The organism is Enterobacter sp. EC_64, assembly GCF_019584165.1.
GTDB lineage: Bacteria > Pseudomonadota > Gammaproteobacteria > Enterobacterales > Enterobacteriaceae > Enterobacter > Enterobacter roggenkampii.
Window position 1 is genome coordinate 23,262 of record NZ_VDAS01000017.1, and the last position, 13,594, is coordinate 36,855.

At 55.7% G+C, this 13,594-nt stretch carries 10 protein-coding genes; 3 read left to right on the top strand and 7 right to left on the bottom strand.

Going from position 1 to position 13,594, the window contains the following annotated elements:
* Positions 1–14: 14 nt before the first annotated feature.
* From FHC52_RS14765 to FHC52_RS14775, 3 genes are all read right to left on the bottom strand, one after another.
* Positions 15–347: a hypothetical protein gene (locus tag FHC52_RS14765; protein WP_161958637.1), complete on the bottom strand. Its 333-nt coding sequence runs from the start codon at positions 345–347 to the stop codon at positions 15–17.
* 317 nt (positions 348–664) lie between these two features.
* Complete coding sequence (avtA, locus tag FHC52_RS14770; protein ID WP_008502740.1) at positions 665–1,921, bottom strand: valine--pyruvate transaminase; 1,257 nt, start codon at positions 1,919–1,921, stop codon at positions 665–667.
* Positions 1,922–2,104: 183 nt separating this feature from the next.
* Complete coding sequence (locus FHC52_RS14775) at positions 2,105–4,135, bottom strand: alpha-amylase (protein WP_126288152.1); 2,031 nt, start codon at positions 4,133–4,135, stop codon at positions 2,105–2,107.
* A gap of 314 nt (positions 4,136–4,449) precedes the next feature.
* On the opposite strand from FHC52_RS14775, the gene FHC52_RS14780 reads away from it, so the two are divergent.
* The gene (locus FHC52_RS14780) at positions 4,450–5,274 is read left to right on the top strand and encodes a protein bax (RefSeq protein WP_021242459.1); all 825 of its coding nucleotides are present in this window, start codon (positions 4,450–4,452) and stop codon (positions 5,272–5,274) included.
* A gap of 39 nt (positions 5,275–5,313) precedes the next feature.
* Here FHC52_RS14780 and xylR read toward each other — a convergent pair whose 3' ends face one another.
* From xylR to xylF, 4 genes are all read right to left on the bottom strand, one after another.
* Positions 5,314–6,492 carry a D-xylose utilization transcriptional activator XylR gene (xylR, locus tag FHC52_RS14785; protein WP_021242460.1) on the bottom strand — a complete coding sequence of 393 codons (1,179 nt, stop codon included), beginning with the start codon at positions 6,490–6,492 and terminating at the stop codon, positions 5,314–5,316.
* Positions 6,493–6,525: 33 nt separating this feature from the next.
* Positions 6,526–7,707, bottom strand: a complete 1,182-nt coding sequence (xylH, locus tag FHC52_RS14790; protein ID WP_220420128.1) for a xylose ABC transporter permease XylH — start codon at positions 7,705–7,707, stop codon at positions 6,526–6,528.
* The gene (locus FHC52_RS14795) at positions 7,685–9,226 is read right to left on the bottom strand and encodes a xylose ABC transporter ATP-binding protein (protein ID WP_008502745.1); all 1,542 of its coding nucleotides are present in this window, start codon (positions 9,224–9,226) and stop codon (positions 7,685–7,687) included. Before FHC52_RS14795 ends, xylH begins: the two co-directional genes overlap by 23 nt.
* A 72-nt stretch (positions 9,227–9,298) precedes the next feature.
* A complete protein-coding gene (gene xylF, locus FHC52_RS14800) occupies positions 9,299–10,291 on the bottom strand; it encodes a D-xylose ABC transporter substrate-binding protein (RefSeq protein ID WP_008502746.1) in 993 nt (330 codons plus the stop codon).
* A gap of 371 nt (positions 10,292–10,662) precedes the next feature.
* Between xylF and xylA the strand changes: the two genes are divergently transcribed.
* Together xylA and xylB are read left to right on the top strand one after the other, a co-directional pair.
* Entirely contained in the window at positions 10,663–11,985 is a 1,323-nt protein-coding gene (xylA, locus tag FHC52_RS14805) for a xylose isomerase (RefSeq protein ID WP_126288255.1), read from the top strand.
* Positions 11,986–12,052: 67 nt separating this feature from the next.
* Positions 12,053–13,507 carry a xylulokinase gene (xylB, locus tag FHC52_RS14810; RefSeq protein WP_126288150.1) on the top strand — a complete coding sequence of 485 codons (1,455 nt, stop codon included), beginning with the start codon at positions 12,053–12,055 and terminating at the stop codon, positions 13,505–13,507.
* The last annotated feature ends 87 nt before the right edge of the window (positions 13,508–13,594 follow it).

The window sequence follows — 13,594 nt, forward strand, 5'->3', positions numbered from 1 at the left end:
ACCCAGTATCGTATTTACGCCTGCGGTAGTGGTTCCTCCACTGCCTCCTGAGCCTGAGCCTGAGCCTGAGCCTGAGCCTGAACCTGAACCTGATCCCGACCCTGAACCAGAACCCGTTCCGCCGCCAGCGCCTGTCCCGGTACCTGAACCCGTTCCGGTGCCCGATCCGTTGCTGCCCGAACCGCCATTGCTCGCGGTTGTGCCACTTCCATCATCTGAGCCGCTGCTGCTTCCCGTCGCAGGGTTATTTTTGGCCGTTGAGTGAGATCCGCCACCGCTTCCACTACAGGCAGAAAGAGAGAACGCGAGCAGTACCGCAACAGCAATAGCGCTGATGCGACTAACATTATTAGGTAGCATATGAATACTCCACGCAAAAGAACGCCGAGCGGCGTATTAGTGAGTATATGCAGTATTTTTAAATATGCATGAAAGCGACTCAGGAAGGTATTTTGCTGCGTTGAAGAGGGTTATTTAAAATAACAATAAGTTAGCAAATTTAATTTTTACTTAATTATTGAGAGGGTAGTTAGCGAGCCTAAATTAAAGGAATATTCCTAAGAAAACTCAATGGGAATGATAAATGAAGCGCTACAGGATATATCCTTAATATAAGATTCAGATCACGGAAAAATAAGGCTCTTCATTTGAAGAGCCTTATTTTTTAACAATTGCCTTCTTGCCAGGCTTTTTCGATCTCTTCGGCGAGAATTTTAACACCCGCTTCGATTTTTTCCGGGTCGGGGACGTAGTTCATGCGCATGCACTGATGGGTATGCGGCCATGGCTTATCCAGACCGGGGAAGAAATAATCGCCCGGCACCATCAGTACGCCGCGCTTTTTCAGGCGCTGGTAAAGCAGTTCGGTGGTGATAGGTAAATCCTTAAACCACAGCCACAGGAAAATGGCCCCTTCCGGTTTGTGGATAAGGCAGCGTTCTTCCGGCAAATAGCGACGAAGCGTCGCGATCGTCTCCTGAACGCGCTGGTAGTAGAACGGCTTGATAACGTCATTCGACAGACGCAGCAGGTCCTTGCGTTTGATCATCTCGCACATCATCGCCGGGCCAATGCCGCCCGGTGAAAGGCTGATAATGCCGTTCATATTGGTGATGGCGGTGATGATTTTCTCATTGGCAATGATGATGCCGCAGCGGCTGCCCGGCAGACCCAGCTTAGAGAGGCTCATGCACAGGACAATGTTCGGGTTCCACAGCGGACGTGCTTCGCTGAAGATGATGCCCGGGAACGGCACGCCGTAGGCGTTATCGATCACCAGCGGAATACCGTGCTGATTGGCCAGCGCATCAAGCTTCATCAGTTCGTCATCGGTGATCACGTTGCCCGTTGGGTTAGTCGGGCGCGATACGCAGATCATGCCCGTCTCTTCGCCAATATGCAGGTGTTCAAAATCGACGTGATATTTGAACTGGCCTTCCGGCAGCAGCTCGATGTTCGGGCGCGCAGAGACGAACAGATCCTCTTCCAGGCCGGAATCGGCATAGCCGATATACTCCGGCGCCAGCGGGAACAGCACTTTTTTGGTGGTGCCGTCTGCGCGACGTCCTGCGAACAGGTTAAACAAGTAGAAAAACGCGCTCTGGCTGCCGTTTGTCAGTGCAATATTCTGTGGTTCGATATCCCAGCCCAGCTCGTCACGCAGCATTTCGGCGAGGAGTGCCAGCAGCTCGGTTTTCCCCTGCGGGCCGTCGTAATTGCAAAGCGCATCGGTTGCTTTGCCGCTTTCCAGCATCTGAGCGAGCAGGGTCTGGAAATAGGTATTCATCTCCGGGATTTGAGCCGGGTTTCCGCCGCCGAGCATGATTGCGCCCGGTGTGCGCAGCCCGTCGTTGAGGTCCTCCATCAGGCGAGTAATGCCTGAATGGCGGGTAAATTTGTCGCCGAAAAGTGAAAACGTCATAGCAGGTGATCTGTCGAGCTTATTTTGAAAGTGGGTAACCATAACGCTAGCACCGTGTTGGTGCAAATCGGGTGGTGTGGTCGGATTTGTGGTTTTATAGGGCGGGAGTGGATTTGTGTAGTGAATAGTTCTGGAGCTTCTCCCCTCTCCCCATGGGGAGAGGGTTAGGGTGAGGGGTATGATCTACTGATTACCCGCCCAGACGACCATCACCTTATCGCCATCATGTTCACGTACGAATCCATACCCCTCTTTCAGCGACAGCGTGGTTTGCTTGCCTTTACCAATCGCCGGGTGGCGGGCGCGGAACTGACCCAGCGTTTGCCAGTGGGCGACGGTTAAGGCTTGCTTGCCCGTGACGTCCTGCCAGTTCATATCCGAGCGGGTGCCCTGCAGCGGGTCGGAGCCTGTCGGCCCGAACGGACGCTCGGACTCATCCCCGTAATAGATTTGCACGCTGCCCGGTGCCAGCAGGAGCAGCTCTGCCGCGCGCTGGCCCCCTTCGCGGAACAGACGCGTATCGTGTGATGAGAGGTAGCTCAGCACATTGAAGCTTTGCAGCTTCTCCGCCATCTGCTGCCAGGTGAGATCCATATCGGCCAGGCAATTTACCGCTTTCGCCGCCTGCTCCTGATAATCAAAGTTGATCATCGCGTCGAAGCCGTGGCGGTAATAATCGCTCTGCATCACTCCGTGACCCCAGGATTCGCCGGTCATCCAGAACGGTGCGTTGTCGAGCTTTTTGTCCGGGTGAGCGCCTTTCCAGGCGGCCAGCGCCTGGCTTGCCTGGTCTTTCAGCTGCTGCCAGGCCGCAAGCTCAACGTGCTTCGCGGTATCCACGCGGAAACCGTCGATGCCGTAGTCACGTACCCACTGGCTGAGCCAGTGGGTCAGGTAATCGCGCGGGGTATAGCCCGGAATGGCTTTCGCGTGGGTATCGGGTTTGTGTTGGTAGAAATTGGGTAGCCCGGAAGGGGCGGTGGATTCCGTTTTCAGGTCGGGCAGGAACGCCAGCGACATCGTTAAATCGTCGAAGCCGGGGTTGTCGTAATCACCGATGTCGGTGCGGATCCACTTTTTACCCCACCATTTTTCCCATGCGGCTTTGTCGCTGAAGTTGATGTAGTCATTGAAGCTATGCCAGGTCTGGCCTGCGCCAGGCTTCCAGTCCGTCCAGTGGTCTCCCAGCGTCTTTTTCAGCTCATCACCCTGCAGGTACAGGGCGCCGAACTGATACGCCTGCATGTCCGCAAGCGTCGCGTAGCCCGTGTGGTTCATGACGATATCAAACAGGATGCGAATGCCGCGCTTATGCGCTTCATCAACAAGCTGACGCAGGTCATCCCCGGTGCCCATGTTGGCGTCGAGCGTTGTCCAGTCCTGGGTGTAGTAGCCGTGGTAGGCATAATGCGGGAAATCACCTTTGGTGCCGCCGCCTACCCAGCCGTGGATCTGCTCAAGCGGGGAGCTTATCCAGAGCGCATTCACCCCCAGCTGCTGCAGGTAATCGAGTTTGCTGGTCAGTCCCTTGAGATCCCCGCCGTGGAATGTACCAATCTCCTGCATGCCGTCTTTGTGGCGGCCATAGCTGTTGTCGTTGCTCGGATCACCATTCACATAGCGGTCAGTCAGTACAAAATAGACGGTGGCGTTTTGCCAGCTAAACGGCGCAGGCTTGTCGGTTTCGGCGCGCTCAAGCAGCAGCAGGCCGTTACTGTTGGCGGCTGGCTGCAGGGTGATTTTTCCACCTTGTACGGTCACCGTCTGTTTACTGTAGAAATCGCGCACGACGGAGCCTTCCGGGAAGGTATGGCTGACGTCCAGCGTCAGCGGTTTACCGTCCCACTTCGGGCACTGGCGGATAACGTTGGCCACCGGCTGTTCTGTCGCGCTCTGAACCGCCAGCAGCAGGGTGGGCGTGCCGGAGCGGGTATCAATCCGCATCTGGTATTCACCGTCGCGGAAAAGGCGCCACTGCGGCGGTGTACCGTCACAGGGCTTGAGCGACAGCATCTCATTGAGTTTTATCGCGCCTGTGGGCTGCCAGCACGTCTTGTCAAAACTGAGCGTAAGAGGACGCGTACCCTTCGCAAGCTTTGCCTGGCTGGTGAAAATCCCGGTGCCCTCGGCGCGAAATGCGCCAAACCCCGGCGATGACCAGTCGGCATGCGCCAGTGCGGGTAACATCAGAAAGGCTATTGCGGTGCGTTTCATTCCTGGTTCCTGTCGCGGATTTTTTGACCAGCATGCCAGCAGGCGGGCGGGAAAAACTCATCCCCTGTCGCTTTCTGCCAGGAGGATGCGTGAGGATGAGTGATCTTGCGCAAAATTAGGCAGTTATCTGCGATAACGCACACATTTTTCCGGAAATGATGTTTTTATGAGCAAGTTTCAGGTGACATAGTTTCGGAATTGGACTATTTCTATACGTGCTCTTGAAGTCTATTTTTGATATGATTTGAGATTCCGCTCTCAAATTTGTGAAAAAAATAAGGTGTTGGGATGATTACATCCGACCAGGAGACCTAATGATATCGACTCCCATTCGACGATATGGGGCTGCGATACTCATGTTACTCACCACGGCATTTTCGGGTGGGGTGCTTGCGAAGACGCACACGGATACAACGAGTAAGAAAGCCCACGTAATAAAGACGACAAGTAGTAAGGTTAGCAGTAAACAAGAGTATTCTCGCAATAGTGCAAAGAGTAGTTCACTTCCTGATTTGCGAAAATACCCTTCCGGAACACCAAGGAAAAAAGCGTTTCTCCGGACGGTAATGCCTTACATCACGAGTCAAAATGCCGCGATTACTGCGGATCGTAACTGGCTGATTTCCAAACAGTACGATAGCCGCTGGTCGCCATCCGAGCGCGCGCGTCTGAAAGATATCACGAAGCGCTATAAGCTGAGCTGGAACGGTAACACGCGTCGTGTGCCGTGGAATGCTCTCCTTGAGCGTGTGGATATCATCCCGGGCAGCATGGTTGCGACCATGGCTGCAGCCGAAAGCGGCTGGGGAACGTCTAAGCTTGCGCGTAACAACAACAACCTTTTCGGCATGAAATGCGTGAAAGGCCGTTGTACGAATGCGCCTGGCAAGGTGAAAGGCTATTCGCAGTTTGAATCCGTGAAGGATTCCGTGAACGCTTATGTGGTGAATCTGAACACGCACCCGGCCTACTCATCGTTCCGTAAATCACGCGCTCAGCTGCGTAAAGCGGACCAGGAAGTGACGGCCAGTACGATGATCCACAAGCTGAAAGGGTATTCGACGAAGGGACAGAGCTATAACAACTATCTCTTCGCCATGTACCAGGATAACCAGCGCTTAATCGCCGCTCATATGTAATCTCAAAAAAACGCCTTCCACTGGAAGGCGTTTTCTTTTCTATATCAGCACCTCGCTGTGGCGATCCCGGTACTCTTTGGGCGTGGTGTCATACTCTTTGCGAAACACCGAGTAGAAATATTGCAGCGACGGGTAACCGCACATCTGCGAGATTTCGTTGATCGACAGCGACGTGGAGATGAGCAGGCTGCGTGCTTTCTCCAGCTTTTCGGCATGGATGACGGCATGAATGGTTTCGCCCACCTCTTCTTTAAAACGCTTCTCCAGATTCGAACGCGAAATGCCTACCGAATCCAGCACCTGATCGACCTTAATCCCTTTGCAGGCGTGGTTGCGAATATAGTGCATGGCCTGAATGACGGCCGGGTCGCTTAAGGAGCGATAATCGGTCGAGCGACGTTCCACGACGCGAACAGGAGGCACCAGCAGGCGCTGAAGCGGCAGAGATTCTTTATCCAGCAGGCGGTGCAGCAGCTTCGCCGCCTGATAGCCCATTTGACGCGTGCCCTGAGCCACGGAAGAGAGCGCCACGCGGGACAGATAGCGGGTAAGCTCTTCGTTATCAATGCCAATCACGCACAGCTTTTCGGGCACCGGAATGTGTAAGTGTTCGCAGACCTGCAGCACGTGGCGGGCGCGGGCGTCCGTTACGGCAATAATCCCGGTTTGCGGCGGCAGCGTTTGCAGCCAGTCAGCGAGACGGTTTTGCGCGTGCTGCCAGTTTTCCGGGGCGGTTTCCAGCCCCTGATAGACCACGCCGCGATACTTCTCCTGCGCGACCAGCTGGCAAAATGCGTGTTCACGCTCAACGGCCCAGCGCTTGCCGCTGGTGGCGGGTAAACCATAAAACGCGAAGCGGTGGACGCCTTTCTCTTTTAAATGGAGAAACGCGGCTTCGACCAGGGCATGGTTATCGGTGGCAATATAGTGAACCGGCGGATAGTGTTCGGGCGAGTGGTAGGAGCCGCCGACGCCCACGATCGGCACGTCGACGTCGGTCAGCAGCTGTTCAATGACGGGGTCGTCATAGTCGGCGATGACGCCATCGCCCAGCCAGTCTTTAATGTTCTCCAGACGGGTGCGGAAATCTTCTTCAATAAAAATATCCCATTCGGATTGCGACGCCTGCAAATATTCACCCACGCCTTCTACCACCTGACGGTCATAGGCTTTGTTGGCATTGAATAACAACGTAATGCGGTGACGCTTTTCAAACATGGCTCACTTCCCAATTAAGTCACAATACCGTTATCAGGCCCGTCGCTTGGTGGCCGAGTCCATCCAGACTGCCAGTAAAAGAATGGCTCCCTTGACGATATACTGCCAAAACGTCGGGACGTCCATCATACTCATCCCGTTATCCAACGACGCCATGATAAATGCCCCCATCACCGCGCCCGCGACGCTGCCGATACCCCCTGCGAGGCTGGTACCGCCAATAACGCAGGCGGCGATAGCATCCAGCTCGGCGATGTTGCCCGCGGAGGGTGAACCCGCCCCCAGACGTGAGCTGAGGATCAGCCCGGCGATGGCGACCATCAGGCCGTTAATGGCGAAGACCGCGAGTTTGGTGCGTTCGACGTTAATCCCCGACAAACGGGCAGCCTCAAGGTTGCCGCCGATGGCATAAATACGGCGGCCAAACGCGGTGCGCGTCGCCATAAACATGCCGCCCAGCAGTAAAAGCGCCAGCAGCAGGACGGGGGTCGGGACACCGCGATAGTCATTCAGAAGCCAGATGGCGCCCAGCACAATGACCGCCGTCAGCGCCTGACGTCCCACCACCGAGGTTGATGCTGGCAACGCCAGCCCCAGCGCCTGACGGCGCATGCGTCCACGCCACTGCCACGCGACAAACGCCAGCAGCCCCGCCACGCCGATGGTAAAGCCCACGCCATCCGGGAGATAGCTTTGACCAATCTGCGACATGGCCGCGCTGGTCGGGGAGACGGTGGTACCGTTGGTGATGCCGATTAAGATCCCGCGGAAGGCCAGCATCCCCGCCAGGGTGACAATGAACGACGGCACTTTACGGTAGGCTACCCACCAGCCGTTCCAGGCCCCCAGAACCAGACCCAGCACCAGCGTGACCGCCACGGTCAGCGGCAGCGGCCAGCCGAGCCAGACGTCAAAAATGGCCGCCACGCCGCCGAGGAGCCCCATCATTGAACCGACCGACAGATCGATTTCCGCGGAGATAATCACGAACACCATGCCCACGGCCAGAATGCCGGTGATAGCGGTCTGGCGGAGCAGGTTGGAGACGTTACGCGCGCTCAGGTACGAGCCATCCGTCATCCAGGTAAAGAAGAGCATGATGACGATAATGGCCGCGATCATCACGAACACCTGCAGGTTCAGCGCTTTTAGCCCTGCGAACGCACCGGGCGTCGGAACGGCGACTTTGATATCAGACGGATTGCTTTTCGACATGACGTTCGCTCCTTAAAGCGGCTTCCATCACCTGCTCCTGCGTCAGGTTCTGGTTAATCAGGTTGGCTTTCAGTTTTCCCTCGTGCATAACCAGCACACGGTCGCTCAGGCCGAGCACTTCGGGTAACTCAGACGAAATAACAATGACGGCAATCCCTTGCTGTACAAGCTGATTAATCAGTTTGTAGATTTCATATTTGGCGCCGATATCAATCCCGCGCGTCGGCTCATCAAGGATTAATATGCGTGGATTGAGCAGCAGGCAGCGCGCCAGAATCGCCTTCTGCTGGTTGCCGCCGCTCAGGCGGCCAATGGCCAGTTCCGGTGAGGAGGTTTTGACCTTCAGACGGGCAAGCGACTGGAGGATGCACTGCTGCTCGGCGGCATCGTCCAGGCTGCTCAGCGCGCCGGAGAAGCGATCGAGTGCCGCAAGCGTAATGTTTTTCCCCACTGCCATGACCGGCACGATGCCGTCCTTTTTGCGGTCTTCCGGCACCATAGCAATGCCGTGGGCAATCGCCTGCTGGCAGTTGTCGATTTTCACCGGCTGGCCGTCGATATAAATCGTGCCCTCCCAGCGCCCCGGCCATACGCCAAACAGACACTGTACGGCCTCCGTGCGCCCGGCACCGACTAACCCGGCAATACCGAGAATTTCGCCGCTGTGCAGAGAAAACGAGACGTTATTGACGCGCTTGATGTGGCGGTTAACGGGGTGCCACGCGGTCAGGTTTTCCACGCGCAGCACTTCATCACCTTTGGTGTGAGGCTCATTCGGGTAGAGCGCCGTCAGCTCGCGCCCCACCATCATGGTGATGATGTCATCTTCGCTCATGCCCGCGGCTTCACGCGTGCCGATGTGTTGCCCATCGCGGATCACGCAGATGGTGTCCGAAATGGCTTTAACCTCGTTCAGCTTGTGCGAAATGTAGATACAGGCGATGCCGTGGTTTTGCAGATCGCGGATGATATTGAGCAGAACCGCGGTTTCCTGTTCGGTGAGCGAGGCCGTTGGCTCATCGAGGATCAGCAGCCTGACCTGCTTATTGAGCGCTTTAGCGATTTCAACCAGCTGCTGTTGCCCCAGGCCCAGGTCGCCCACGCGGGTATCCGGTGAAATGTGGAGGCTCACCTGCGCCAGCAGCTTTTCACAGCGGAGCGTCATGGTGTCGTAATCCAGCACGCCGTGGCGGGAGATTTCGGCTCCGAGGAAAATGTTCTCCAGCACGGTGAGATGCTTCACCAGCGCCAGTTCCTGGTGGATGATGGCGATACCTTTGCGTTCGGTATCGCGAATGTGAGTTGCCTGGATCACTTCGCCGGCAAAAACGATTTCGCCTTCGTAGCTGCCGTGCGGGTAGATCCCACACAGCACTTTCATCAGCGTTGACTTGCCTGAACCGTTCTCGCCACACAGCGAAACCACTTCGCCGGGATTTAGCCGGAGACTGACGTTGTCGACGGCTTTCACCGTGCCGAAGCGCTTGGTGATGCTTTTCATTTCAAGTAAATAAGGCATAACTGCTCCACATAACCCGAGGAAAGAACAGTGCAACGTGATGCGCCCCCGCAGAGCAGGGGCCGCGCCGGATTACAGTTCGCTCTTCTTGTGGAAACCGTCTTTAATGACGGTGGCGTCAATGTTCTCTTTATTGACTTCAATAGGGGTGAGCAGGCGAGCCGGAACGTCTTTCAGCCCGTTATTCAGCGTGGCGTCTGCTTTTGGTTGCTTACCGTTGCCCAGTTCCACGGCGATTTCCGCCGCCGTATTGGCCAACTCGGTAATCGGTTTGTAGACCGTCATGGTTTGGGTGCCGGCGATAATACGTTTTACGCCAGCCAGATCGGCATCTTGCCCTGAAATGGCGACTTTACCCGCCAGCCCCTGGGCGCTCAGGGCCTGAATCGCACCGCCTGCGGTGGCATCGTTGGAGGCCACAACCGCGTCAATTTTGTTGTTGTTGGCCGTCAGCGCGTTTTCCATAATCTTCAGGGCGTTTTCGGGTAACCATCCGTCGGCCCACTGATCGCCAACCACTTTTATTTTCCCGTTGTCGATGTACGGCTTAAGGACCTTCATTTGCCCTTCGCGGAACAGCTTGGCGTTGTTATCTACCGGCGAACCGCCCATCAGGAAATAATTGCCCTGAGGCACTTTGTCGATCAGGCTTTGTGCCTGTAATTCGCCGACTTTTTCATTGTCGAACGAAATATAATAATCAATGTCCGCATTATTAATCATGCGATCATAGGCCAGCACTTTTATGCCTTCTTGTTTGGCTTCTTTCACTACGTTACTTAATACCTGGCCGTTATAGGGGATAATGACCAGCACATCGACGCCGCGGTTAATCATATTCTCGATCTGCGACATTTGCGTTTCTTCGTTGCCGTTAGCTGACTGAACAAACACGTTTGCACCGAGTGATTCCGCTTTTTTCACAAAAATATCGCGATCTTTTTGCCAGCGCTCCAGACGCAGGTCGTCAATCGCCATGCCAATTTTGACCTCCTTGGCATGCCCTGCAAAGCTTGCAAGGAGGAGCGTAGTGCAGAGCGTTAGGGTCAGGTTCTTTATCTTCATAATTATTAGGCCTTTTTGTAGGGGTATGTGTTGCTGAGATAAAAGAAACATTCACTGCTGGGACGCAGCAAATTTTTAACGCGGAAAGGCAGGCTGGCAATTACAGATTTTTATCTTCTCATTATGATATTTGGTTTATTTCTGAATTTATGACCGCGATCGGATTTTAAAATACGTAACGTCTTAATTACATTTGATTCTGGAATCCGCGCCGAAAAATAGTTTGCCTGCGCATTATTTTGCGAGCCAGCGCACAGTTGTGCATTCTCTCAATAGCAGTGTGAAATAACGTAATTGAGCAACCCAAAATGTCTATTCACTATTACTCCTGTATCAACGACTCGCCGCATACCCTGATTATGGAGCTCAATATGCAAGCTTATTTCGACCAACTCGATCGTGTTCGTTACGAAGGCCCGAAAACGACCAATCCTTTAGCATTTCGTCACTACAACCCGGATGAGCTGGTGCTGGGTAAGCGCATGGAAGATCATCTGCGCTTTGCCGCCTGTTACTGGCATACCTTCTGCTGGAACGGCGCCGATATGTTCGGCGTGGGCTCCTTTGACCGCCCGTGGCAGCAGCCGGGTGAGGCCATCGAGCTGGCAAAGCGCAAAGCCGATGTGGCGTTTGAGTTCTTCCACAAGCTGAACGTGCCGTACTACTGCTTCCATGACGTCGACGTGTCGCCGGAAGGCGCATCGCTGAAAGAGTATCTGAACAACTTTGCGCAGATGGTGGATGTGCTGGCGGCAAAACAGCAGCAAAGCGGCGTGAAGCTGCTGTGGGGCACGGCAAACTGCTTCACTAACCCACGCTATGGCGCAGGTGCGGCAACCAACCCGGATCCGGAAGTGTTTAGCTGGGCGGCCACGCAGGTGGTGACGGCAATGAATGCCACGCATCAGCTGGGCGGCGAAAACTATGTCCTGTGGGGAGGCCGTGAAGGCTATGAAACCCTGCTCAACACCGACCTGCGTCAGGAGCGCGAGCAGATTGGCCGCTTTATGCAGATGGTTGTCGACCACAAGCACAAAATCGGCTTCCGCGGCACGCTGTTGATTGAGCCGAAGCCGCAGGAGCCGACGAAGCACCAGTATGACTACGACGTGGCGACGGTGTATGGCTTCCTGAAGCAGTTCGGTCTGGAAAAAGAGATCAAAGTGAACATTGAAGCCAACCACGCCACGCTGGCGGGCCACTCTTTCCACCACGAGATCGCGTCGGCGATTGCGCTGGGCATCTTCGGCTCTGTCGATGCGAACCGTGGCGACCCGCAGCTGGGCTGGGACACCGATCAGTTCCCGAACAGCGTTGAAGAGAATGCGCTGGTGATGTATGAGATCGTCAAAGCGGGCGGCTTCACTACCGGCGGCCTGAACTTTGACGCCAAGGTGCGTCGCCAGAGCACCGACAAATACGATCTGTTCTACGGCCACATTGGCGCGATGGACACCATGGCGCTGGCGCTGAAGGTGGCGGCACGTATGATTGAAGACGGCGAGCTCGATAATCGCGTGGCGAAGCGCTACAGCGGCTGGAACAGTGAGCTGGGCCAGCAAATTTTGAAAGGTCAGTTATCGCTTGCGGAGATCGCGAAGTACGCTGAACACCATCAGCTGGCGCCGCAGCACCAGAGCGGGCACCAGGAGCTGCTGGAAAATCTGGTCAACCACTACCTGTTCGATAAATAACGGCATCCAGCTTGTAGGCCCGGTAAGCGCAGCGCCACCGGGCATTTTCACTTAAGGAATCCACTATATGTATATCGGGATCGATCTGGGCACATCGGGTGTGAAAGCCATCCTGTTAAGCGAGCAGGGCGACGTGTTAGCAACGCAGACTGAAAAGCTGCAGGTTTCACGTCCGCATCCGCTGTGGTCGGAACAGGACCCGGAGCAGTGGTGGCAGGCAACGGATCGTGCAATCAAGGCGTTAGGTGAACAGCATTCTCTGCGTGACGTGAAAGCGCTGGGGATTGCCGGGCAAATGCACGGTGCAACCTTGCTGGACAGCGAGCATCGCGTGTTGCGACCCGCCATTCTCTGGAACGATGGCCGCTGTGCAGAAGAGTGTGCGCTTCTTGAGGAACGCGTACCCACTTCCCGCGCGATCACTGGCAACCTGATGATGCCCGGCTTTACTGCGCCTAAGCTTCTGTGGGTACAGCGCCACGAGCCGGAGATTTTCCGGCAGGTGGCGAAAGTCCTGCTGCCGAAAGACTATCTGCGCTTTCGCATGACGGGCGATTTTGCCTCCGACATGTCTGATGCCGCCGGCACGATGTGGCTCGACGTGGCGAAACGCGACTGGAGCGAGGCGATGCTGGATGCCTGCCATTTGACCCGTGAACACATGCCCGCCCTGTTCGAAGGTAGCGAGGTAACAGGCATGTTGCTGCCGGACGTTGCGGAACGCTGGAATATGTCTGCCGTGCCGGTGGTTGCCGGGGGCGGTGACAATGCCGCAGGGGCCGTGGGCGTCGGCATGGTTGAGGCAGGTCAAGCGATGCTGTCGCTGGGAACCTCTGGCGTCTATTTTGCCGTCAGCGACGGCTATCGCAGCAATCCCGAAAGCGCGGTGCACAGTTTCTGTCATGCGCTGCCTGGAAAATGGCATTTGATGTCGGTGATGCTGAGTGCAGCGTCGTGCCTGGACTGGGCGGCGAAGCTGACCGGGATGGCCGATGTTCCTGCGTTGATTGCCGCAGCACAGCAGGCGGATGAAAATGCCGGTACCGTCTGGTTTTTACCGTATCTGTCCGGCGAGCGTACGCCACACAACAACCCTGAAGCGAAAGGGGTGTTCTTTGGCTTAACCCATCAGCATGGTCCGGCAGAACTGGCGCGTGCGGTTCTCGAAGGCGTCGGATATGCGCTGGCTGACGGAATGGACGTGGTTCACGACTGCGGCCTGAAACCCGCAAGCGTCACCCTGATTGGCGGCGGTGCGCGAAGCCCTTACTGGCGACAAATGCTGTCGGACATCAGCGGCTTGCAGCTGGATTTCCGCACCGGTGGCGATGTTGGCCCCGCGCTCGGCGCCGCGCGTCTGGCGCAGATTGCTATGAACCCGGAAAAACCGCTTTCACAACTGCTGCCGCAGCTTACGCTTGAACAGGCGCATTTGCCTGACGCGGCGCGCCATGCGCGGTACGCGGAAAGGCGCGACGTGTTCCGCAAAATCTACCAGCAGCTGCTGCCGCTGATGACGTAAATTCGCTTGTCCGGGAGAGGCACGAGGATGTCCTTTTTTGGTCTGTGCGTGCCTTCCTTTCCTTGCCAGTATGGTGTCACACCCACT

Coding starts and splice junctions, on each gene's coding strand:
- FHC52_RS14765 (WP_161958637.1), bottom strand. CDS start 347: ATGTTAGTCGCATCAGCGCTATTGCTGTTGCGGTACTGCTCGCGTTCT.
- avtA (WP_008502740.1), bottom strand. CDS start 1,921: ATGACGTTTTCACTTTTCGGCGACAAATTTACCCGCCATTCAGGCATT.
- FHC52_RS14775 (WP_126288152.1), bottom strand. CDS start 4,135: ATGAAACGCACCGCAATAGCCTTTCTGATGTTACCCGCACTGGCGCAT.
- FHC52_RS14780 (WP_021242459.1), top strand. CDS start 4,450: ATGATATCGACTCCCATTCGACGATATGGGGCTGCGATACTCATGTTA.
- xylR (WP_021242460.1), bottom strand. CDS start 6,492: ATGTTTGAAAAGCGTCACCGCATTACGTTGTTATTCAATGCCAACAAA.
- xylH (WP_220420128.1), bottom strand. CDS start 7,707: ATGTCGAAAAGCAATCCGTCTGATATCAAAGTCGCCGTTCCGACGCCC.
- FHC52_RS14795 (WP_008502745.1), bottom strand. CDS start 9,226: ATGCCTTATTTACTTGAAATGAAAAGCATCACCAAGCGCTTCGGCACG.
- xylF (WP_008502746.1), bottom strand. CDS start 10,291: ATGAAGATAAAGAACCTGACCCTAACGCTCTGCACTACGCTCCTCCTT.
- xylA (WP_126288255.1), top strand. CDS start 10,663: ATGCAAGCTTATTTCGACCAACTCGATCGTGTTCGTTACGAAGGCCCG.
- xylB (WP_126288150.1), top strand. CDS start 12,053: ATGTATATCGGGATCGATCTGGGCACATCGGGTGTGAAAGCCATCCTG.